This is a genomic window from Paenibacillus sp. p3-SID1389, assembly GCF_025151705.1.
Lineage (GTDB): Bacteria > Bacillota > Bacilli > Paenibacillales > Paenibacillaceae > Fontibacillus > Fontibacillus phoenicis.
This window is the reverse complement of the sequence record NZ_JALXVO010000023.1, coordinates 29391-52339: the sequence shown is the minus strand read 5'-3', so window position 1 is coordinate 52339 and position 22949 is coordinate 29391. Positions and strand designations below refer to the sequence as shown.

General features: G+C 55.3%; 16 protein-coding genes. 1 reads left to right on the top strand and 15 read right to left on the bottom strand.

Features of this window, described 5'->3' with window-relative positions:
• Positions 1-105: 105 nt before the first annotated feature.
• The 8 genes from M3G15_RS11620 to M3G15_RS11585 all read right to left on the bottom strand — a co-directional run bounded on the left by M3G15_RS11620 (position 106) and on the right by M3G15_RS11585 (position 9783).
• Positions 106-2187 (bottom strand): bifunctional aldolase/short-chain dehydrogenase, encoded by a 2082-nt coding sequence (locus tag M3G15_RS11620; RefSeq protein ID WP_260070994.1) that lies wholly within the window; start codon positions 2185-2187, stop codon positions 106-108.
• Between the two features lie 503 nt (positions 2188-2690).
• Positions 2691-3344 carry a ThuA domain-containing protein gene (locus M3G15_RS11615; protein ID WP_009224236.1) on the bottom strand — a complete coding sequence of 218 codons (654 nt, stop codon included), beginning with the start codon at positions 3342-3344 and terminating at the stop codon, positions 2691-2693.
• Between the two features lie 21 nt (positions 3345-3365).
• The gene (locus tag M3G15_RS11610; RefSeq protein WP_260070993.1) at positions 3366-4343 is read right to left on the bottom strand and encodes an aldo/keto reductase; all 978 of its coding nucleotides are present in this window, start codon (positions 4341-4343) and stop codon (positions 3366-3368) included.
• 56 nt (positions 4344-4399) lie between these two features.
• Entirely contained in the window at positions 4400-5134 is a 735-nt protein-coding gene (locus M3G15_RS11605; RefSeq protein ID WP_009224238.1) for an SDR family NAD(P)-dependent oxidoreductase, read from the bottom strand.
• Between the two features lie 128 nt (positions 5135-5262).
• The gene (gene fucU / locus M3G15_RS11600) at positions 5263-5694 is read right to left on the bottom strand and encodes an L-fucose mutarotase (protein ID WP_260070992.1); all 432 of its coding nucleotides are present in this window, start codon (positions 5692-5694) and stop codon (positions 5263-5265) included.
• Entirely contained in the window at positions 5688-7262 is a 1575-nt protein-coding gene (locus tag M3G15_RS11595; RefSeq protein WP_260070991.1) for a rhamnulokinase, read from the bottom strand. Before M3G15_RS11595 ends, fucU begins: the two co-directional genes overlap by 7 nt.
• A gap of 17 nt (positions 7263-7279) precedes the next feature.
• A complete protein-coding gene (locus tag M3G15_RS11590) occupies positions 7280-7939 on the bottom strand; it encodes a class II aldolase/adducin family protein (RefSeq protein WP_260070990.1) in 660 nt (219 codons plus the stop codon).
• Positions 7940-7992: 53 nt separating this feature from the next.
• Positions 7993-9783, bottom strand: coding sequence for an L-fucose isomerase (locus M3G15_RS11585; protein WP_260070989.1), 1791 nt, complete (start codon positions 9781-9783; stop codon positions 7993-7995).
• Between the two features lie 212 nt (positions 9784-9995).
• Between M3G15_RS11585 and M3G15_RS11580 the strand changes: the two genes are divergently transcribed.
• Positions 9996-10838, top strand: a complete 843-nt coding sequence (locus tag M3G15_RS11580) for an AraC family transcriptional regulator (RefSeq protein ID WP_260070988.1) — start codon at positions 9996-9998, stop codon at positions 10836-10838.
• 40 nt (positions 10839-10878) lie between these two features.
• Here the strand turns inward: M3G15_RS11580 and M3G15_RS11575 are convergent, their stop codons facing one another.
• The 7 genes from M3G15_RS11575 to M3G15_RS11545 all read right to left on the bottom strand — a co-directional run bounded on the left by M3G15_RS11575 (position 10879) and on the right by M3G15_RS11545 (position 22822).
• Entirely contained in the window at positions 10879-12576 is a 1698-nt protein-coding gene (locus tag M3G15_RS11575) for a hypothetical protein (protein WP_260070987.1), read from the bottom strand.
• Positions 12577-12579: 3 nt separating this feature from the next.
• The gene (locus tag M3G15_RS11570) at positions 12580-14820 is read right to left on the bottom strand and encodes a glycoside hydrolase family 88/105 protein (RefSeq protein WP_260070986.1); all 2241 of its coding nucleotides are present in this window, start codon (positions 14818-14820) and stop codon (positions 12580-12582) included.
• A 41-nt stretch (positions 14821-14861) separates the two neighbouring features.
• A complete protein-coding gene (locus M3G15_RS11565; RefSeq protein WP_260071001.1) occupies positions 14862-16757 on the bottom strand; it encodes a hypothetical protein in 1896 nt (631 codons plus the stop codon).
• Between the two features lie 58 nt (positions 16758-16815).
• Positions 16816-17691 (bottom strand): carbohydrate ABC transporter permease, encoded by an 876-nt coding sequence (locus tag M3G15_RS11560; RefSeq protein ID WP_260070985.1) that lies wholly within the window; start codon positions 17689-17691, stop codon positions 16816-16818.
• Between the two features lie 53 nt (positions 17692-17744).
• The gene (locus M3G15_RS11555) at positions 17745-18647 is read right to left on the bottom strand and encodes an ABC transporter permease (protein ID WP_260070984.1); all 903 of its coding nucleotides are present in this window, start codon (positions 18645-18647) and stop codon (positions 17745-17747) included.
• 75 nt (positions 18648-18722) lie between these two features.
• Complete coding sequence (locus tag M3G15_RS11550) at positions 18723-20339, bottom strand: extracellular solute-binding protein (protein WP_260070983.1); 1617 nt, start codon at positions 20337-20339, stop codon at positions 18723-18725.
• Positions 20340-20566: 227 nt separating this feature from the next.
• Positions 20567-22822 carry a helix-turn-helix transcriptional regulator gene (locus M3G15_RS11545; protein WP_260070982.1) on the bottom strand — a complete coding sequence of 752 codons (2256 nt, stop codon included), beginning with the start codon at positions 22820-22822 and terminating at the stop codon, positions 20567-20569.
• Between the last annotated feature and the right edge of the window lie 127 nt (positions 22823-22949).

The window sequence follows — 22949 nt, the reverse complement described above, 5'->3', positions numbered from 1 at the left end:
CCGCTGCCGTTATCGTGTCCGCTTGATTCCTCCGCTCCATCCTCGCACCTCCCATGGTTTGATCTCCAACTCAGAAGCGAATCTTCACTCGCAAAGATTTCTGCCTTACCTTACAAAAGCTGCCGGAACGCCGCCGTCAATCGTCAGCATGCAGCCGGTTGTTTTCGCCGCCTTGGACGATGCAAAAAAGGCAACCCCTTCTGCGATATCCCGCGGATAAATATTGACCAGCAGCGTCGTGCGCTTGCGGTAATACTCCTCCAGTTGATCCGGCTCAATTCCATAAGCGGCAGCCCGTTCGTTCCGCCAATTGGAATTCCAAATCGCGGAGCCTTGCAAAATCGCATCCGGCAAAATCGTATTCACCCGAATGCCCAACTCCCCGCCTTCTGCCGCAATACAACGGGCTAAATGAGCCTCCAGTGCCTTGGCGGAGCTGTAGGCTGTGACGTTTTTGCCGGCATAAACAGAGTTTTTGGAGCCGATAAACACCATGCTTCCGCCAAGCCCCTGCTCCTTCATCAGCTTGAACGCTTCCCGCGCGACAAGAAAATACCCTGTTCCAAGCACCGACATATTCAAATTCCATTCCAGCAGCGACGTTTCGGTGAACGGACTGGACGTGGCCAAACCGGCATTGTTGACGATAATATCGACGCCGCCATAGGTCAAAGCCGTTTCGGCATAAGCAGCCGCGACCTGCTCCTCCTGCGTCACGTCCATTTTCACCGCCAGCGCCTGGTTCTCCCCGTATTTGGCGTTGATTTCGGCCGCAACCTTCTGCGCCCCTTCCAGATTGAGATCCGCCAGCACGACATGAGCCCCTTCTTCCGCCAGTCGCCGTGCCGTTTCACTTCCGATGCCGCCAGCGCCTCCAGTGATAAACGCAACCTTGCGCGAAAATTCGGCTTCCAACGGAGCCAGCGACAATTTGTACAGCTCGAGCGGCCAATATTCAACGTTGTAGGATTCGTTTTCGCTGAGGGATACGAACCGGCCAATCGCCGTCGCGCCTTTCATCACCGCGATCGCCCGATGATACAACGCCCCGCTGAGCTTGGAGTTCACCCAACTTTTTCCAGTGTTTAACATACCGATGCCAGGAATCAAAATCACACGCGGCGCTGCATCGAACATCACGTCATTCGCCTGCTTGTTGCGTTCAAAATAAGCCTGGTACTGCGCTTTGTACTCCGCGGTGCCTGCCTTCAGCTTCTCCTTCAAACCGGCGACATCGGCGGCATCCGGCTTCCAGTCGATGAACAAAGGCACCACCTTGGTATGCACCAAGTGATCGGGACAAGCGGCGCCAATCTGCGATAGCTCGCCTGCATCCCGACTGCAAACGAATTCGAGCACATCCGCCTCATCATCAAACGTCACGATGACCGGCTTCTCCCCACTGGCCAGCCCCCGAACCAGCGGCATGATCTCGGCAGCAATCGCCCGGCGTTGTTCAGCTTCCAACGGCTTGGCAGATTGCCCGCCAAATACGCGGCCTTCCTCGGCTTGAGCAGCGCTTTTTGCTTCAATATACGCTTCCGCTTCATTGATAATGGCTATCGTTTTGGCGTAGCACTCCTCCTGCGTTTCACCCCAGGTCACCAATCCATGCTTCTCCATCAGTACCAGCTCCGCATGGGGGTTGGCCAACACACCTTCGGCGATCATTTTGGACAACGTGAACCCTGGACGGATGTAGGGAACCCAGACGAAACGGTTGCCATAGATTTCCCGGGCAATGTCTTGGCCGTTGTCGGAGCAGCACAAGCTGATAATCGCATCCGGATGCGTATGGTCCACATGCTTAAACGGCAAAAATGCATGCAGCAGCGTTTCAATCGATGCCCGAGGGTGCTTGGCGTCGATCATGCAATTCGCCAGATAAGCCACCATCTCTTCATCTGTCATTTCCTCCCGCTCAAACAGCGGACGGATATCGTCCATGCGCAATCCGGTGAAATTGCCCGCTTTCATCGTCGCCAGATCCGAGCCGCTGCCCTTCACCCACATGACCTCGACGTCCCTGCCGCGGAAGTCCTTTTCGATTGTTTTGCTTGACGTGTTGCCGCCGCCCCAGTTGCATACCCGGCGATCTGCACCAAGCAGATTCGAACGGTAGACGAGCTGCTCCAAACCCGAGGATAAAACCGATGCTTTAGATGAGTCCCATAAGTGCTGTACCATAATCCCTTCGATTACCTCCATTTTGTTTTGTTTGGTTTTTTCTTTATTTTTGTTTGTTTTAATTTTAAACGATTTGGGTTGTTTTGGGTATAGCGCTTTCAAAAAAAATAACTTTGTTCTCTGCCTCTGTTGTCCCCCCATAGCCCCCTCTTTTGCACCATTATCCCTCTCGCTCAGGAGCTCTGGATTTCAGGGTCTCGGGAGGCTCAGTTTCCGAGAAGGAATCGTTGTTGGCCGCGAGGAACGGAGAATCGGCAGTAGATGACGGGGAACGTGGTATGGGCAACGGACAACGAGCAGCGGGTAACAGGCAACGAGCAATGGGCAACCAGCAGGGGGAAACGGGGAATGGGGAACGGAGCCCTGAGTTCTTCACCTGTCTAAACGGGATAATCGTTAAAAAGACCGGCAGCGAGTACCTCCTCCCCCACCCTCTCCCATCAAAAAAAAGAACTGATCCCCATAAGCAACTGAAGTGCTATAGGATCAGTTCTTCTTTCAACTTATTTTGCTTTTGCCGCCCACTTGGCCCCGCCCCGCAGCAGCTTTGCCACTTCTGGATGCTGGAACGAAGGCAGATGATGCCCCGGCATCAGGAACACCACTTTGCCAAGTCCATAAGAATGCGCCCAAGCCGCCGGCCATTCCTGGCCCTCATGGCGGTATGTGAGCAGCACCTTTTTGGCACAAAACGGATCAAATTCGAAGCGGTAAGGCTCCTCTGCCAGCGTAAACGGCTCGATTCCCTCCACAACCGGATGGCTTGCATTCCCAAAGTCAGCTGCCACCCCAAACTCCAGCTCTGTGTAAGGCGGATGCTCCGTAAATTTAGCGCCGATCAGTTGAGCCAGCTCCGGGCGCACCTGCAGCGAAATTCCGTTGTGCACGACAAGCAGACCGCCGCCGTTCGCTACGTAAGTGAGCAGTCCCGCCGCCTGCTCTGCGCTAACCGCCTCCTCCCAGCGGTCGGTGTACGAGATACAGAGGTCGTAGTTCTCCAGCGCGTCTCCAGCCAACTGGTCGTAGTCCAGGCTGACCGTCAGCTCGAAATCCTCCTTCAGGATCTGCTGTAACCGTTCCTGCACGGCATTTAGCGGATGATACGGCGCATCCGCGTTATTCCCGATCACCAAGGCTTGTTTCCGCACATGGCTCATCTCTTGTCTCCCCCTCCTTTTTTACCAAGCGTAAGCTTGAGGTGCTGCACCGCCTGGGCCTGGGAAAATTTCATCCAATCGCTTCATCACCGCTTCATCCAGCTTGATCTCTACCACCCGGAGCGTATCTTGGAACTGTTCGAATGTACGCGGTCCGATGATCGGTGCAGTCATGGCCGGATGCGCCAGCGTCCAAGCCAACGCCACGTTCGCTTCGCTTTCGCCCAGTTCCCGGCAAAGCGCCGAAAACGCCTCAAGCTGCGAACGGAACTTCTCATAGCGGTTGTCGTTGGCCGTGCGCGAACCCTCCAGCTTCTTCGCTGCGTTGCCGCCCAGCAAGCCGCCTTCAAGCGGGCTCCAGGCCACGACGCCAATCCCGAGATGCTCCGCCGCCGGCAGCACCTCCAGCTCCGGTAATCGGCAGAGCAAATTATATTTATGCTGCTCCGAGACCAGGCCAAGCATATGGCGATTCTTCGCCTCATATTGCGCCTTCACCAAGTCCCAACCGGCAAAGTTGCTGGACCCGACATAACCGATTTTTCCTTGGACAATCGCAATTTGGAACGCTTCCCACAGTTCATCCCAGGATACGTTACGGTCAATGTGATGCATTTGGTACAGCTCGATATGGTCGGTTTGCAGCCGGCGCAGCGAGCCTTCCAGATGTCGGCGGATTTTGTAGGAAGACAACCCTGCCGGACTATTTGGACCATCCAAAGGATCGCTCATATCGCCATGGACTTTTGTCGCCAGCACGACTTTTTCCCGGCGTCCTCCCCCTTGGGCGAACCAGCGGCCAATGATTTCTTCAGTCTTTCCGGCGTTCTTGCCCCATCCGTAAATGTTGGCCGTATCGAAGAAGTTCACTCCCGCGTCCAGCGCCGCATCCATGATTCGGAACGCTTCCTTCTCGTCGGTGTTCACTCCGAAGTTCATCGTGCCCAGGCACAGCTTGCTTACTTTTAAACCGGAACGACCCAAATACGTATATTCCATTGCTGATTCCTCCATTTTTATAGAATAAGTTCACGAACGAAAAAAAGGCTCTAAACCTACCACGGCAAAACGTGTCCATCCACATCGAGGAATACGGGCTTCTCAAGAGGTTTGTCCTCCCGTTCCATCGCCTCGCGGATGATGCCCCACAGTTTGCCAGCGGATTGCTCCGGTGTGAGGGGAGCCGCGGCATCCTTCTCGCCGCGCATAAAGGTCTGCACCCAACCGGGATGCAGCACCAGCACTTGTCCGCCTTGCGCTTTTATGCCGTTATGTACGACATTCGAGTGCATATTCACCGCCGCCTTCGACATCGTATAAGCGAACCAGCTGTCTCTGTAGCACTGGCCAACGCTGCCTGCTTCCGAGGAGATATTGGCGATCGTGCGACCGTTGCTGTTCAGGATCAGCCCGATTAATGCATTTGTCATACGCAGGCTTCCTAGCGCGTTCACGTTATACACCTGCAGCATTTCTTCAAAGTTCAGTTCGCCAAGCACCGTCGTTTCAATATCGCCCAAGATCGCCGCATTATTGATCAGCAGGTCGAGCGATTCCGTATGCTCCTTCACTTTGGCTGCTGCTGCCTGTACGCTGGCATCGCTGCCCACGTCCAGATCCACGAGGGTCAACTGTTCTCCGTACGCTGAAGCCAGCTCCGGCAACGCCTGTTCCTTGTGGTTAAATCTCCCGGCAAAGACTTGGTGCCCTTCCTCCAGCAGTTTGCGCACCAATTCCAGTCCGATGCCGTAATCAGCGCCGGTCACCAATGCCGTATACCTCATTGCCATCCACTCCTCTCCTTCGAAGCCCGCCCGTTCTTCCTGACAGGGCCGCAATCTCTTTTATTGTAAACGCTTTTATCCGACGATAAAAGAGGGCATACCTTGCGGCAGCCCCCCAGATCCGTGTTTGAGCTTTAGGGTGTGACGACGCCCTTTTTCAGAATGAGATTGGCATATAACGCTCTCTCCCCGGTGCAGACGATCGCATACGCCTGTTTGGCCCGCTCGTAAAAAGCAAACCGCTCAACCTCTTCAAACGGCTGGTCCGCTGGATGATAGCGGCTTACAATTCTGCGATAGTCGTCCCAGATTGGTGTTTCCACTGGGTCGCCGGGCATCACCGCCATCAACGCTACCGGATGGTCCACGTAGCTGTCGAGCGGGAACAAGGGCAGGATCGCTTCCAGCAAATCGGGAATGCCATGACCGTCACAACGAATCAATCGCTGGGCATGGCTCGCAGCTGGAAAATTGCCGTCGGCAAGCACGATCTCGTCCGAATGCCCCATCTCCATTAAAACCTTCAGCAGTTCCGGCGAAATCAAGCTGGATATGCCCTTTAGCATGGGATCGACCTCCCTAATCGTTCGAATCGCTCATAGGCGGCAGCCCAGAGAGCGCTGCGTTTCTCGTTCTCCGGCCTGGTCGCTTGCTCCGGCTCATACACCTGTATCGGGAATGAAGCCTTCACCATTTCCTGGCCTTCTTGCAGGTCATGCAGCCAGCCGCCGGTCCGCAGCTGAACCAGCAGATTGCCGATGGCGCTGGCCTCCACCGGTCCCGCCCATACCGGGCGGCCAATTGCCTCCGCAGTTAAGCGGCAGAGCAGTTCGTTTTGAATGCCGCCGCCCACCATATGCAGCCCGGCAAATCGAGAGCCGGTCAGCTCCTCGGCCTGCTCCAGCACCTGGCGGTAGCGGAGTGCCAGGCTCTCGAGGATGCAGCGGACGAAGGCCCCCGGCGAATCCGGCACCGGCTGGCCGGTTTCCCGGCAATACGCCCGGATCTCTTCCGGCATGTCAGCCGGATTCATAAACCGCAGATCATCCGGATCGATCAAGCTGCGCAGCGGCTTGGCCCGTTCCGCCAATTCCACCAACTCGGCGAAGGTATAGGCTTCGCCGGCCTGCTCCCATTTGCGTTTACATTCCTGGAGGATCCATAGGCCCATGATGTTTTTGAGCAAATGGTAGGTGCCGTCTACGCCGCCCTCGTTGGAAAATTGCCGCTCCAGCACCGCCGGCGTCAGCAAGGGCTTCGCCATTTGCGTCCCCAGCAGCGACCAGGTGCCGCTGACAAGGTAGGCGAACGCCGGCGAATCTGCCGGTACCGCCGCCGCTGCGGACTCCGTGTCGTGCGAGGCGACGGCGATTGTTTTGATCGGCGGCACATCAAGCTCGGCGCACACCTCCGCCGTCAGTTCCCCGATCACGGTCCCTGGGGGAACCGGATCGGGGAAGATCGTGCTTGGAATGCCCAGCTGCTCCATCAACGCAGAGTTCCACGCGCCCCGCCCCGGGTCGAACAGCCCCGTCGTGGTCGCCATCGTAAATTCGCAGACCCGCCGACCGGTCAGGAAATAGCTCAGCAGATCCGGCGTCAACAGCAGCGTTTCGGCCAAGTCGAGCTTGGGGGAGCCGGCTTTTTTCATGGCATATAGCTGATATAACGTGTTAAAAGGCATAAACTGCAGTCCGCTTTCGCGGAACAATCGCTCCGCACCAACCAGGGCGGATACCTCTTCGACCAACCCTTCGGTTTGACGATCCCGATAGTGGTACGGGATGCCTAACAGCTCGCCGTTTCGATCCAACAGGCCAAAATCGACGCCCCAGGTGTCGATGGCACAGCTCTCCGGCCGATATCCGGCCTGGAACGCTTTGCGAATGCCGGTTTTGATCTCCCGCAGCAGCATCGGCGTATCCCAATGCAGGTGCCCGCCGATCTGAACCGGAACGTTCGGGAAACGGTGGATCTCGGTGATGTGCAACTTCCGAACGCCGGGCGCATCAGCAGTGGCACCAGTAGAGTTATCCGGGCTTTCGGAACGGATTTCGCCAATGAATGCCCGGCCGCTGCTCGCGCCCAAGTCAAACGCGAGGACGCAAGGAACGTGTTGTTGTTCCGATGACATGCGTTTTCACCGTCCGATCACTTCATTTTTTGAAGCAGCGCAATCCGGTAGTCTTCGCTTTCAAGTGCGGCGATATCTGCGACCTCCTGATCCGTTAACGGGACAAGCGTTCCCGCCGCTTTCGCGCATAAGTAAATTTTCGCGCTCTCCTCCACAACCTGGGTCCGGTAGTAGGCCTCCCGCAAATTTCGGCCTGTCGTCACCAGCCCATGGTTCCCCAGCAAAATCGAGCTCGCCTCATTCACCTTCTCGGCGACTGCGTTCGCCAGCAATTCCGTGGTTGGGATCAAATAAGGGATAAATGCCGTTCGTCCAACCAATGCGGCCTGGTCCGGGAACATGATCGGCAACTCTCGCTCAATCAGCGTAAAAGCGATGCAATGGGCCGGGTGCGTATGCACCATCGCTCCCATGTCAGGCTTTTGGCGGTAGCCGTAAAGATGCATCAGCACCTCGGACGACGGGCGCAGGCCGATATCGGTCACCTCCCCGGTTGGGATATCCACTTCGATCCACTGCTCAGGCTCGATCTCCTCCAGCGCGAAGCCGCTGGGCGACAAGTACATCTTGTCGCCGGCCCGGGCGCTGATGTTGCCGCCCGGCCCTACAACCAACCCGCTCGCTACGATTTTGCGGGCATATTTGCACAGTTCTTGGCGCGTTTCCATGTTTTGCATTGCGTTGTTCTCCTTTTTTTATGATGCTTGTATCTTGTATGCCGAGTAATGGTTTATTTGTATAACGGCCCAAACGCAGCACATGCCCGGAAGTCGGCGCTCTCCGCATCCTCGGTCCCGAACAGGCCCCAAGCCCTTGGGCGGAACACCTTCTCCTTCGGCACGTTATGCATGCTGACCGGAATGCGCAGGATCGAGGCCAGCGTAATCAAGTCGGCGCCGATATGGCCATAGCTGATGACGCCGTGGTTTGCGCCCCAGTGATCCATCACGTCGTAGACGCTGGTAAACGCGCCGCTGCCGGTCAGATTGGGTGCAAACCAGGTTGACGGCCACGTCGGGTCGGTCCGCTTGTCGAGCGTGTCATGCACATGCTCCGGCAGGTCCACCGAATAGCCCTCGGCGATTTGCAGCACCGGGCCAAGCCCTTTGACCAAGTTGAGCCGGGTCATCGTCATCGGCATGCCGCCGCGAGTCAAGTAGTCGGTGGAGAAACCGCCGCCCCGGAAATACTCCAGAGAAGCCGGCCGGAACTGCGTGGCTTGCAGCATGCGCCCGACCTCTTCCTCGCTGATCTCCCAGAACGGCTTGATGACAGGAGCGCCGTCTTTTATTTGCTCGCCGGTGCCGTCAAGCGCCGCCGAACCGGAGTTGATAAGGTGCAGGATGCCGAATGCTGCCCGGCCCTCCAGCTTATAGCCGGTCACCCGCTCCACGGATGCCGGGCTCCAGTACGTCCGCACATCGGCAAAAATTTGCGCCGTATTCGTCAGCAAATAGCCGAACAGCATGCCAACGCCGTTGAGACTGTCATTTTCGGTTGCCACAATATATGGCGCACGCGTACCGTTCCAATCAAACGACGAGTTGAGAATCGTCTCCATGAAATCGCCGTTCGGGAAATGATCCGTCCACTGGCGTTGCCCCTGGAAGCCGGAGGCGATCGCATGATGGCCTTGCGCTTCCTCCTCGTAGCCCAATTCTGCGAGGCGCGGGTTGCCGATCATCAGGTCGCGCGTGATCAGCGTCATTTTGACGACCGTCTCCCATTCCAGGTCTTTCCGCTCCCGCGAGGTTTGCAAATGGGCCGGGTTATTGTCCGGACCTTCTTGGCAGTTCTGCTTCACCCAAGCCAGCGCCACTTGGTATTCCTCGGGATCGTAAATCCCTTCCTCCATCCGCCGTGTGAACTCGGTCATGTCGATATACTCGTTGCGCATCCCCAGATATTCCTGGAAAAAGGCATCGTTCACCATCGAACCGGCGATCCCCATCGACACCGAGCCCATCGACAGATACGCCCGATCACGCATCATCGCGGCCGCCAGTCCGCTGCGGGCAAAACGCAGCAGCTTCTCTTGCACGTCGGCTGGAATCCGGTCATCGCCTTCATCCTGCACATCCTCGCCGTAGATGCCAAAGGCCGGGAGCCCTTTTTGCGCATGGGCGGATAATACGGCGGCCAAATACACCGCTCCCGGTCGGCCAGTGCCGTTAAAGCCCCATACCGCCTTCGGGATCTGCGGATCGGTATCCATCGTTTCCGTGCCATAGCACCAGCACGGCGTTACGGTGATGGACACCCCGACCTCCGCCGCCTTGAATTTCTTCGCTGCTGCCGCCGCTTCGGCCACGCCGCCGATGCAGGTATCGGCAATCACGCATTCTACCGGTTGTCCGTTCGGATAACGGAGCTCCGCCTCTAGCAGCCGAGCCACCGCCTTGGCCAAGTTCATCGTTTGCTCCTCCAGGGATTCGCGTACCCCTCTTCGTCTGCCGTCAATCGTCGGACGAATGCCGATCTTCGGGAAACCGTCCCGCCATCTGTAACCGTTTTCAACCATAGCCAATCTGCCTCCTTGGACAATGAATTATAGTCCCATTCTATAGTTCACTCCGCCCGTTCGAGAACCTACTATTTTGCCCTCTTGCCCGCACAACAGCGCAAAAAAGTGAACCTTCCCGCATATCCGCATCTGCCTATTCCTAGAAAATCCTCCCATCCTGCCTCACATCCGCTATAATGGAGCTATCCAATGTTCGGGAGGAACCCATCGTGCCGAAAATCGAAATTCCTTATCGCAAAAGCGACCGTTTTCGTTTCAAAAAAACGCCCGAATTACTCTACGCCGGCCAGGTCGTCGACGAGCGCCGCTTCTACGCGCCGCCGCAGATCCACGACTATTGCGAGATCCTTTATATCGTCGAAGGCCGCGGGGAATTCCGCATCGGCGGCACAATCTATGAAGTGCATCCCGGGGATGTCGCTGTCTATAATGCGGGCGTCCCGCATGAAGAGCGTTCAATCAGCACTGAACCGTTTAAGGTCATTTACTGCGGCGTTGGCAACGTGCATATCGACGGCGTACCACCGGGACAGCTGCTGCCTGCCTCCGTCGACCCGGTCATCCCGTGCGAGAAATACGCCTACAAGGTGGAGAGCTACCTGTCAGAAATGCTCCAGGAATGCGACTCCCAAGTGCTCGGATACGAAACGCTCAGCAATAACCTGCTCATGTCGCTGATCACGCTTCTGTACCGGATCGTGGACGTGAAGCATCCGTTTGATCCGCTGAAGGACAAGAACGAAATTACCGTCCGCACCAAGCAGTTCATCGATAAGAACTACACCCGCAGCATCACGCTCAAAGAGATCGCCGATACCCTCTACGTGAGCCAGCACTATTTATCTCATCTCTTTAAAAAAGAACTCGGCGATTCCCCCGTCAACTACCTCATTAACCGCCGGATTGAAGAGGCCAAGCGCCTGCTCCGGGAAACCAATGCGCCGATTCACGAAGTCGCCGCCCGAGTGGGTTACGGGAACGACAAATATTTCTCCATGCTGTTCAAGAAGGTGACCGGCCAATCCCCCAGCACTTTCCGGGAAATGAAATAAAGCCTTGCAGCGATGGGCTGCAAGGCTTATTTTTCCAGTTTCAATGGGTGACCTCCAGTTTGAATGCCATATGCGAGACGGCCTCTTGCGATGCCGGGCGATAGGGATAAATGATTTCCACGCAGCCGTCCCGTTCCCGGACGATCGGCTGCGGAGCCGCAGCTTCCACATGGAGCGACAATCCGGGGAAAGACCAGGCCGAGGAGGTCACGCCCGCTGCGGTCACCGCAGGGCCGCACACCTCGAAATAGACATCAAGCGCCTTGCCGGTCTCCAAGGTCACCGAGGCGGTCAATTTGCCCGGCGAGGCTTCCGCATCAACGTAATAGCCGCGCAGATGGGTGTTCCAGCTGCTCTCCGGCTCCCGGCGGATCAACCGTAACGAGTAGCGGCCTCCATCATCGCTCCGCCAGTGCATCGTCGCCGGATGCAGTTGGCCGTTCGTATTGCGGCTGCCCGAACACGCGCCGATCATCAGGTTTCGCCCCAGCCATGCGGTTGCCGTGCACACGAAGCGGTTCTCGCCAGGTTTATCCCTTTCGCACAGCTCGCGATATTGCCGGTTCACCATCCGCTCCTCCGGCTCACCAATCAGCTTCGGCTTTACATGCTCCGGCACATCCACGCCAACCAGCGCGATCATCGGATCATGCCCCGTCTCACAATTGACCGCGGCCAGATGCTTCAACCGCTCGCTAAACGCCAGGTACAAGAACACTCCCATCGAGCTGTGGGCGGTCATCTCCATCTCGTAGGCACGGGCATAGGGGCCAGCCATATTTTCCAAGCCCGGGTGATAAAATAACGCAATCGTCTCCCACAAAGCCTGTTCAATCGTATGTCCTATCGCTTTGAAACGATCGGTTCGAGCAAATTTACGGATTAAGCCGAGCACGGTGAGGTCGACTCCGTAATAGGTGGTCGAATTAAACTCCGCGAGAGTGTTGAATTCGGCGAATTCCTCAAGGAACCGATCGGCTTCATGGTCAGCATGACGAATCCACGCTTCATTGCCATAACGATACCCGTAATAATGGGTGATAAACAGATGCATCAGCTCGATGTTCGTATTCATCGGCACCGCATCCGACAGCCTGCGGTCGATGGAGCCGGTGACGGCTTTGATCATCGCTTCATCCATGCGCCGGACCAGCTCCCGAGGGAACCGGGGCTCGAAATGCTCCAAAATCACCGCAAACGCGCAGGCGATAAACTCCCGCCAGTTCGGGTCATAGCTCCTCCAGACTGGGGGAATGACCCGATCGGCGGCCCTCGCCAAGGCTTCCTCCACGTCCTTCCTTCTTACGTTTTTTCTCCCCTCGCATTCTGCGCCAAGCTCCTCGGCCAGATGATCAGAGATCTTCTCCAACATGCTTGTAACGTAGTACGCGAAGCCCGGCCCGAAGCGCTTCCACGGATAACCGCCCCGGGGAGGGTCCGCAGCCTGCGGGGAGGTTTTAAACGTGCCGTGGAAAATTTCGTCCGGCGCATCGAATTGCAGGTTCAACACCTCATCCAAAACGGCGCAGGCACGTTCCACATCTCCTTCACCGTTCCGGATCAACAAACCGACAGCGTAGTGCGCACTGCCGCGGGTCGAATGCCACTCGCTCCGCCCGTCCTCCGCATTTCGCAGCATGTGTTTTGCCTCGTCATAATGACGATCCATCTCCTCCATCGCCTGCTTCACCAAAAACACTTGCTCCGGTGTCATTTGCTCCAGCATGCTGCTCGCCATCTTTCATCTTCCTTCCTTGCTAGACCTCAGGGCCTTCAACCGCAACACTTCCACAGCAGCCAGCATCATAATGCCGATGCCGTGATTGTCGTTTCGAACCGTCCGCAGATCCTCCATATAATAATCCGGAGAGAAGGAATACCGGGAACCGCTGCAAACGCCATGTACATTGCCCTGGCGGTCAATCACCTGCGCGGCGAGCCCTCTCCAGCCTTTAAGCGCCGCCTCGATGTAAGGCCCCTCACGATCAAGCCAACCGAAGCGGACGCCACGTGAAAAGGCATAAACGAACATCGCGGTACAGGAAGCCTCCAAATACGCATCTGGCCGATTGAGGACCTGGTGCCATAACCCGGAATCGGATTGAAGTGCGGCAATGCCTTGGCTTAATTCACGGAACATCGTCAGCAGCTCCTCCCGATCCTCATGCGTTTCGGGCAGCCGCTCCAGCAGCTCGCTTAACGAAAACAGTACCCAGCCATTCCCCCGCCCCCAAGGGATTAGGGTTGGTTGGCCGTATTTAAAATCATAAACATGGGACATGACCTGCTGATCGCTCATATACAAATAACGCATAAACCGTAAAAACTGCTTCGCCGCTTCATTGATGGCGTCAGCCTCACCCGTCACCATCGAATAACGGGTGAGAAACGGGGCGCTCATATACAAATCGTCCGCCCACATCGTATCGGCCGAATATTCTCCTTCACAACGCCGGTAAAAAGCTCCGTCCTCCCGCCGCTCCAGCCGATGCAGCATAAAATCGGCGATCGTGTCCGCAATCTTGCGGAACTCGGCCTGCTCCGCTCCATCCAGATAAGCCTCCAGCATCGCGGATCCAAAGGATCCGCAATTATCGAGCATCCGCAGCAACACGAGCTGATGGTTGATCCCCGGAAAACCGTACTCCTCCCGGTCCCATAACGAGTATTCATACATTTCTGTGCAACTGGAAATATGGGAGAGTGCATACTGCCGGATGTCCGGGCGGTTCAATTCCTTCGCCGTGCGAAGCAAACCATACATCGTCACGCCCAGCGGATAATCCCAGCGTCCGAAATTAGTTGCCCCTTCGGTCGTCCACTTATTGCTTAACATCGCATTCTCGTAAAAAGGCCGGACGCGCGTCTCCGGAGCATCCACCGCCCAGTAAATACAGCCGCCTAAGCCGTCCAACGGTTTCTTGAACGTACGGACCTCTTGCGGCTTTAGCATCCTTTCCGCCGGAAGGGGGCCCAGGTACAACCACGTGCCAGGATTTCCATGAACCTTCACCGGTTCAGTGAAAGCCAGCGGCTTCCCACCGGCTTCCGCTGCCAGCTCGAAGCCCCAGCCTTCTTTTGCGTTTTCCGTTCGCACCAGGATCTGCCGAACTCCCGGCTGAACCTCGGTTTGAACATGGAACGGTCCGCCGCCCGTAACCGTGGTGGCAAGACTATCATCCACCCAGATGTGCGTCGTTCCCCGAACGGTTCCGCTCAGCTCGATGCGATCGGCGGAGGCCGGGATACGGACCGAGCTCCAGGCATAAGCCGCTGCAGGCTGAGCCGGATTGCCACAGATTCGTTCCAGATTCGGCAGTCCTTGTGATTGTTCCGGCCATTTTACTGCCGGAAACCATTTCAACCCAGTCGCCGCTTCAGATCCTTGCCAATCCGGATAAGCCTGGCCTTGGTCGCTTCCACCGAAGCAGGCCGTCTTCACCGGCTCGGAATACACCCAGCCAGCACTCCCCTGCCGGTCGGCAAACGGGGCTAAGACCTGCAGAATCCGTACCTTCGCTTCATCGGCCCCGAACCGGCAGCCGAAGCCGGAGGGAGTTTTTCGCGCCTCGATCAGCAGTGTGTTCCAGCCCGAGGTGAATACGAGCGGCACCTTAATTCGCGCCTTGGGGTCGAGTTCGTCAACAACCGTAGAACGGTATTCCAACTTCTCGTTTACGAACAGCCGCACCGGCCCCAACGGCTCCAAGACACCGTCGATCGCCCGCTCCCCGTCACTCCAGACCAGCCCGTACGCATAGACGTAATCACCATCCTCCGCATGCGGAAGCTTGGCGGGAAAGTCCATGTCATACAAGCCCTCTGCCGTCTGCAAAATTCCCGTTTTGGAGAAAGTGCGCAGCGCAAACGGGATCGGCGGATTCGCCCCGATATACCTTGCGGCGATCACTTCCAAAATCCGTTCGTCTTCGTCACCGAACCAATAATAGGAACTCTCCCGATCCTCGATATATTCGCCCAAGTTGATGTCTCCTTCCCTTCTATCCATAGCCATGTCTTTGTTTAGTGTGACAGCTTGAGTTCAAACGTCCGGTCATAAGGCGTCAACAGGTTGACGACGAGTGCCCGGCAATTGACGGGAACTCCGGTGTTATTAAGCCCCGCGGCCTTATGCTCCATCACGCCGCCATTTAGCTCAATCCAATCCTCACCGGATGATAAGCGGACCTTGCCTTGCTTCCAGAACAACATGCCGTTTTCCGCTTGTTCCACCGCCTCGCCGCCCGTCATCTCGCTTTCCTGGCCAAAGAGGAACGTAAGCTGCGTCAAAATCGGCTCCTCGCGAGCGCATTGAACGCGAAGGCTCCATCCCTCCGCGGTCTCCAAGACCTCGACTTCGACCCGATGCTGCTGCTCATGGGTAACTTCCCGCCGATGATGGGGCAGCAAATACCAGGGACTCACCGGCCCTCTAGCCGTTTCGGGCAAGAGCTCCTTCGCAACAGGGGCATAGTATCCCTTTCGTTCCGTTGCAGTTAAACGGTAGCCTGACTTTGCCCTTAGCCCTCGCTCCTGCTCATTCTCCTGCGCCTTACCTTGTCCCTGCACATTCCTCTGCTCCTGTATCTCCTCAGCCGCCTGCTTCTTCAACAGTCCCTCCCCTTGCTTCTGCGACTGCTCCTGGCTTTTTCCCTGCTCTAGCTCCAGTTCCTCCATCTGCTCCAGTTTCACGTACCCTGGCGCAAACGCAGATGCAAGCTGCACCGCCAGCAGCCGCACGTTGCCGTGTCGCAAGGCAAAGAAGGAATTCGCTTCCGCCATCACGGTTGCACTCGTCTTCCCGTGACGATGCCGAGCGATCGGCGCGCCGAAATCGGGATGCAGCTTGCTGTGATAAATACGCCCGTGATGCCCGGCCGCCTCCATACCGCTTAAATAGTGTTCACGCGGAAAACTGCGGTTGAGAACGACCCGATAGTCTTCCGGCAAAGGGACAGGCGGGACCGCCGGCTGACGGAGCTCAGGATAACGAAGCAATCCCAGAAGCGCATGGTTCGGCAAGCCGCCCGGATGCCTTAGCGAACGGCCGGCCAACTCGGCGATGGCCTCGAAGAGCGGGTCTTTGTCGCGGTACGCGAGCCATTTGGCGGCGAGGAAATACCCGCTTAAATCAAACGGACTGCCAAAATCCTGGCGTCCGGAATAATCCGTGACCACCTCTCCATCCGGGTGGATCAAGTACGCCATCATCCGCAGGTTGCGGCGGACCGGTTCGAGCAGCTCGGGAAGCTCCAATTGCTCGGCGGCAAAAATCAAGACGATGTCGCTGACCGCGTTATAGATCCCGTTGCTGCGCTCGGTCCACTCGCCGTCCTGCGTGCAGTCGATTCCTTCCGCGAGCCACGCTTCCGCCCGCTCCTTCAGCTCCGACCGTCCGGTCAGCTTGTACATGAACCCTAACGCCGAGCACAATACCCACCGATGATTTGGCGTATGGCATCCGCCCGTCAGGAGCACCGGAATCGTCCGCTCCAGGAAGAGGCGAATATCCTCTGCCGCTTTACGAACCGGGGCATATTCGGCCGCATGAGTACATAGCAGCTCATAGACCTGCGCAAGTCCGCTCACCACAAAAGCGGTGTCGGGCGGCGAATGCAGATTGGTCCAGGGCGGCGAAATCGAGCCGTCGGCATGCTGCGACCGCAGCATAAACTGCGCCGCCAGCTCCAAACGCTTTAGCAGCGTCTCCTCGTGATAAAACCGAGAATCCTCGTTCACCAGAGCGCATGCCCAGATGGCCATATCCTTTGGCGTTCCGCCGTGGCTCGGCCAGGCGATCCCGTTTGCCGGGTCGATCACCCCGCCATAAAATCGGCTGGCCGGATCAAGAACCTGCTGCTCCACCGCCGCTTGCGCAAACTCGTCGTTCATGGACACCAGCTTGTCGTAGATTTCCATTTCCAACCCACCTCCCCCTTCCGCGCTGCCACAGCATCGTAAGATCTAACCGTTCCCGTTACCCCTTCACCGCGCCAAGCATAACGCCGCTGACGAAATAACGCTGCAGCCACGGGTATACGAGCAGGATGGGGATCGTCGCGAACATCACGCTCGCGGACTTCAAGCCTTCCGAAACGAGCTTCGTCACCGCACCAGCGCCTTCCGCCGCCAGCAGATCGGAAATCATGTTGTTTTGGATCATCTGATACAGCTTTAATTGCAGCGGGTACAACTCCGGGCTGTTAATGTACATCAACGTATCCTGAAATCCGTTCCAACGTCCAACTGCATAGAACAAGCTCAGCGTCGCAATCACCGGAAGCGACAGCGGCAGGATGATATGGATCAGGGTGCGAAAATGGCTGCTGCCATCGATCTCCGCCGATTCCTCCAAGCCTTCCGGAATGTTGTTAAAGAAAGTGATCAGGATGATCAAGTAAAATGGATTAATGAGTCCTGGAAGCACCAGCGCCCAGATCGAATCCAACAGGTTCAAGCTGCGAACCAAAATATATTCCGGGATGATCCCCCCGCTGAAGAACATCGTGATCACGACGACCGTCATAAAGAATCTACGGCCTCTCAGCTTCCGCTTGGACAAAGGGTATCCGGCGGCAATCGTCATCAGCATGCAAAGCAGCGTATACAAAACCGTCAACAGCACCGTAAATCCCAAAGAGCGGATCATCGACGGATCGGTGAATACTTGTTTGTAGGAATCAAACGTCAGTTCAACCGGGAGCAAGCTGACCTTCCCGGACAGAATCGGCCCTGCTGAGCTTAAAGAAACGGCGAGAATATGAATAAATGGAGCAAGACACAGCAACGTGGCGACAGCAATCACGACAAAATTGACAACATCGAACACACGATTAGCGGTTTGTTCTTTCACGTCCGTCCGCTCCTTTCATCAACGTGCATACCTCCTAAACCTCCCTATACTTCCTATATGATCCCTTCATCGGTAAGCTTCTTGGAAATATGGTTGGCCGACAGCACCATCACCAGCCCAACAACGGCCTGGAACAAGCCAACTACCGTGGCGATCGTGTACTGTCCAGACTGCAGCCCAACGCGGTAAACGAACGTACTGAGTACATCGGAATACTCGCGAACGGCAAGATTGCCGATCACATATGGCCGATCAAAGCCAATCGTAATCAAATGGCCCAAGTTAATGATCAGCAGCATCACGATGGTGGATTTTAATCCGGGAAGTGTGATATGCCAGATTCGTTTCAATCTACCGGCTCCATCAATGCTGGCCGCTTCGAACAGCTCTTTGTTGATGCCCGTGAGCGCCGCCAAATAGATGATCGTCCCCCAGCCTGCACTTTGCCACATGCCGATAAGCAAATAAGTCACCAGCCAGATATTCTTCTCCGTAAGAAAAGGAACCGCCTCAAATCCCATCGAGGTGATCACATTGTTGATCAACCCGGACTGCGTCCCGAACACCTGCGCGGCAATCCCGCCAATGATCACCCAGGAGATAAAATGCGGGATGTAAAGAATCGTTTGCGACAGCTTTTTAAACCATTGAATCTGCATTTCGTAGAGCAGTATGGCCAGAATGAGCGGGGCCGGGAAAGAAACGAGCAAATCCAAGAAATTCAGCATCAGCGTATTGCGAAGCGTCAGATAGAAGTCCCGCATCCCAAACACTTCCCGGAACGCCTCAAACCCAATCCATTTGCTGCCCCCGATCCCTTGGAAGAAGTTAAAATCCTTAAATGCAATCTGAATCCCGTACATCGGGCCATATCGGAAAATCAAAAAATAAGCGAGCGGCAGCGCAAGCAACGCGTATAACTGCCAATATCTGCGGATATAAACTTTCCAGCTCACAGCGGTCCCCTCCCTGATGCGTTAGGCTGCCTGCGGGGTGAGGCACACCCCATCCCCGCAATGACCCAACTTGATTTATTTGGATTGCATTTCTTTGTAGACAGCTGTGCGCTCATCAAGGATCGCTTGGCCTCCGCTGGCCATGTAGTCCTTCATCATCGCTTCGTATACGCTTTCAAATTGCTCCGGCTTTGCCATCGTCACCTTCACGAGCATTTCGTGGAACTTCTCCTGCAACGTGGTCCCGTATTTCGTCTGCGCTTCAATCGGTTTACTCATCACGACCGGCTTAATCAGATCCGTATTGGCGATCGCTTGAGCCTCCGCAACATCCTTCTGATATCTTGTCGGGAATTGCATCGCCCGAGCTTTCAGGTTTAATTCATCGCTGCCCAGCTGCTTGCCGTTGGAGATAATCGCCATATCGCCGCTGTTATACAAGCGGTTTAACGCTTCCTCGGTTTGATTCTCTATAGCAACCGGAACACCGTCGACCATGGTGTAGTTCTCGCCTTCGATGCCGTTTTGCATATGGAACAGGTGGTCATCCGAAGCCATCCACTCCAAATATTTGATCGCTTCCACGGCACGTTCGCTTGATTTCGGAATCATAATGTACATGCCGTTCGGGTTGTACATCGGTTTGGCATGCTTGCCTTCAGAGTTCGTGAAGACGTCTACCGACTTGAGAATGGCGCCGGGAACGTTTTTCTGGAGTGTGGCGTAGGAGCCGTTTTCATAGAATGGATTCACATCGTCCTCGCTGAAAAAACCAACTTTCCCCGAGGATACGTCTTCGCCTAGTTTTTTCTTGTCCGTATCCAGCGCGAAGTCCTTGCTGATTAAGCCTTCATTGTAGAGTTTATTCATAAATTGCAGGCCGTTCTTAAAGCCTGGCAGCAGCGTCGGATAATCATTGGAGCCCAGCGTTTGGGTCAAGGTATAGGTTTGTTCTTCGGTTAATGGTTCGATAAAGGACCAGAGAAGGGGTTCATATTGAGCGTTGGCTACGGTCATGACCATTGGGATGACTTGACCGCCCGTTTCTCCGGGATCCTTCTCCTTAAAGGCCTTCAGCACATTGTATAACTCCTCTGTGGTTTGAGGTACGGGCAGTCCCAGCTTATCAAGCCAATCCTGACGGATGAAGGAAGCATATTTACCCAGCTGCGTACGTTTGGCAGGAACTGCATATTGCGTGCCTTCATACCGGCCGTATTGCAAGATTTCTTCGCCGAGGAAAGCCGTTAAATTAGGGGCATATTGTTCAAGAAGCGGAGCCAGATCGGTCAAGCCGCCCTGGGAGGCATAACGATTAAACGTGTTGGTGTCATACGTGAACACAATGTCCGGTACGTCGCTGCCGCTCGCCATCAGGACGTTCAGCTTCTCGACTTCTTCGGAACGGGGAATCGGTACAAATTCTACATCGATGTTATTCGGATCTCCGAAGCTCTCCTGTACGTATCTCGTCAAGTAGTTATCGGTAATCGTTGATCCGGCCGGCGAGTTACCCCGATCGAACACCTCAACCTTCAGCGTGACCCTCTTGCCGTTCGATTCGCCCGATTGCGAAGCACCGCTGGGATCATTGGATTTCGAATTCGACGAAGACGAACAGGCTGTAAACAACAAGGAAGTAATCAAAATAACCGTAGTGATAGCCAACCCTGATCTTTTTTTGTTCCTCATCTTTCTTCATCCCCTCTTCGAATAGATGTATCCTCTGATCGGAAGACGCAAGACGTGAATTCGCGGATTCGCACTTTTTCACTGCGGCTGCCGCCCCCGTCCAGATTGACCCAAGTATGCCATGGCTCGGATGGGGCAGCAATAAACTAGTTTCGGGCGGATAAACCGCCATCCAAATATCCAGATTACGGAAAAATAAAGCAAATTCCCGCAATAAACTTATTTCGCTATATCTCGGAATGCCGGGACTTCGCAGGTTTGAGCTTGAGCCTTCTGTAATCGCCTGGCGTCACGCCAACAACCCTTTTGAATACGCGTCCGAAGGTAATCGAGTTCGCATACCCTACGCGAGTGGAGATGTTTTGGATCGTCTCGTCGGTCTCGGCCAGCAGCTCCTGAGCCCGCTCCATGCGCAGCTGAACGATAAAGTCAACAAATTTCATGTTGAATTCTTCCTTAAACAAATAGCTCGCGTACTTCGCCGAAATATGAAAACGATCGCTGATATGTTTTAAGGAGAGATCCGGGTTTTCAAAGTTCTCCTCGATATAGGTTTTGAGCTCGCCCACCATCGCCCGGTGGTTTTTGGTTTCGCTGTGTGCCACATATAAACGGTACAGCCCGGTTAAGTAATCAGAATATAACGATTTTATCTGTTCTAGGGTGCCGGCCATTTTCACGTCATTTTGCAATTTCTCCATCTCTGGGCCGTGAAAATAGTCGCGAAGCTCTCCGGAAAGGGACGCCAACTCGTACCCCAGCATATCGATCAGCATCTGCAGCAGCATCCGGATATCCTCGTCCTTCAGGCAATCGCTTGCCATCTGCTCGAACCACTGATCCAGACGCATACGCCATTCGCCGTCCAAGTGCCGGATATCGCGCACCAGCTCGGAAATCATCATCACATCCTTATGCCATCTGCGGTCGGCAGGCTGCGGCAGATCTTCACTCAGGAGGATCGCCTCCTGACCAAACGACAGCTTGTGCTGTAAGACGTCAAGCGCCGCTTTGTAGGATCGGTCGATTCGTTGCCAATCGCGCTCGACATGACCGGCACAGAATCGCAAGGAAAAGCGCAGATGCTGCTCGACCCAGGCCTTCCCTTTGTCCGCAAACCCGCGGATGGCCTGCGCCGCCGATTCATGGGTTTGGTCAACGCCCACGATCATGCCCAATCGATCCTCAGCGATCCATTCCGCCCAGCCGTAGAGCCCATCGATTTGCGCCAGCTCCTGGAGAACGTTTGTGAGTGCAAACTTGAGAGTATGCTGATCCCGTTCGGAGAACGAGCTGCGAAAGTCAGGGTAGTTGCTAATTTCCACGAGGACAAATGCCAATTGGAGCGGCTCCTCCTTCGGCTGCACGCCCAGCTTCTTCAGACGATCCCCCAGCATGTCCGGGGTCTCGCCTTGCATCAGGTCATAAAACAGCTGGCGGCGGCTAATCAACAGATTCTCGCGCTGCTGCTTCTCGTAATCCGCGGCTTGCCGAATTAAATCCTCCAGCGCCTGGTCGATCATGGACAGCTCATCCATTTTTAATCCAAGCTCGTCCTCACGCTGCCGCAGTGATTCGATGCGGCCTACCATCGCTCGGATCGGTTGATAATTTTTTCGGGTAATAAAAATCAAATACACCAGGGCGGCAACCACCGTCCCAATCCCAAGCACAACCCAGATATAAGAGATAAAGGAGACCCACGTAAACAGCTGCCCGGCGGCAAGGCCGCTCTCGAACTGCCATCCGAGCACCTCCGATGTTACCCGATTCACAACGCGGCTCTTCTCTCCCTGCGGCATGTCGGCGGAACGCGTGGAGAACAGCAGCTCGCCGGACGCATCGCGAACATCCAGAAAGGAGACTTCGCTATCATTCATGGAGCGGATCATTCGCTCAATTGCATACATATCGAGATTAATGACGACCAGCCCATCATCACCGAAAGGAAGAGGCTCTCGCTTGTAACTGGAAATCACCCGCTTCCCCTGATCCGAGCTGAACTCCCGGTAGCTGCGGATCGGCGACCAGCTACGATCCTCCAGCTTCGTTAAGGCTGCTTCGACGAAAGCGCGGTCGGCAAACGTATCTAAATCCATCAGCCCGCTGCGCGTTAGCACTTTTCGATCTTTTATCCGGAAAATATAAATGGATTCGATCAGGCTGTCCCGAGAAGCCATTTCGCGGATGCTGGCCGCTACATCCAAGATAATCTGGCTGTCTTGTTCGGTCAGCGCCACGTTTAGGAAATCCTCGTACCGTTTGTTTTTTTCGACTTCCTCCAGCACGTCCATTTCGATGCCTTTCAGCGAGCTGGTCAGCCGCCCTACCACATAATCCGTTGTGATCCGGTCGGCCTTGACCGTCTGCTTGTACGAGATATCGCTAACGATAATCACGAAGATAAAAAACAACACCGCCACCGTGATCAAAAAGATGGGAAAGTACGATAACAGCATCCGTCGGTACCAATTTCCTCTCATTTCACCACTCCCACATCGAATGCATTTTCGTCGTTTCATGAAAGAAAGCGCTTTCTTAAGTATTGTATGGACAGCCATTGGCGAAGTCAACGAATAGATGGAAGTAGGGAGGATTTTTTGTTGAAGG

What these genes read in the sequence shown, in the direction of transcription:
- M3G15_RS11590 (WP_260070990.1), bottom strand. Translation starts at nt 7,939, where the DNA reads ATGCAAAACATGGAAACGCGCCAAGAACTGTGCAAATATGCCCGCAAA.
- M3G15_RS11615 (WP_009224236.1), bottom strand. Translation starts at nt 3,344, where the DNA reads ATGAGCCATGTGCGGAAACAAGCCTTGGTGATCGGGAATAACGCGGAT.
- M3G15_RS11585 (WP_260070989.1), bottom strand. Translation starts at nt 9,783, where the DNA reads ATGGTTGAAAACGGTTACAGATGGCGGGACGGTTTCCCGAAGATCGGC.
- M3G15_RS11595 (WP_260070991.1), bottom strand. Translation starts at nt 7,262, where the DNA reads ATGTCATCGGAACAACAACACGTTCCTTGCGTCCTCGCGTTTGACTTG.
- M3G15_RS11575 (WP_260070987.1), bottom strand. Translation starts at nt 12,576, where the DNA reads ATGGCGAGCAGCATGCTGGAGCAAATGACACCGGAGCAAGTGTTTTTG.
- M3G15_RS11565 (WP_260071001.1), bottom strand. Translation starts at nt 16,757, where the DNA reads ATGGAAATCTACGACAAGCTGGTGTCCATGAACGACGAGTTTGCGCAA.
- M3G15_RS11545 (WP_260070982.1), bottom strand. Translation starts at nt 22,822, where the DNA reads ATGAGAGGAAATTGGTACCGACGGATGCTGTTATCGTACTTTCCCATC.
- M3G15_RS11605 (WP_009224238.1), bottom strand. Translation starts at nt 5,134, where the DNA reads ATGGCAATGAGGTATACGGCATTGGTGACCGGCGCTGATTACGGCATC.
- M3G15_RS11620 (WP_260070994.1), bottom strand. Translation starts at nt 2,187, where the DNA reads ATGGTACAGCACTTATGGGACTCATCTAAAGCATCGGTTTTATCCTCG.
- M3G15_RS11550 (WP_260070983.1), bottom strand. Translation starts at nt 20,339, where the DNA reads ATGAGGAACAAAAAAAGATCAGGGTTGGCTATCACTACGGTTATTTTG.
- M3G15_RS11610 (WP_260070993.1), bottom strand. Translation starts at nt 4,343, where the DNA reads ATGGAATATACGTATTTGGGTCGTTCCGGTTTAAAAGTAAGCAAGCTG.
- fucU (WP_260070992.1), bottom strand. Translation starts at nt 5,694, where the DNA reads ATGCTAAAGGGCATATCCAGCTTGATTTCGCCGGAACTGCTGAAGGTT.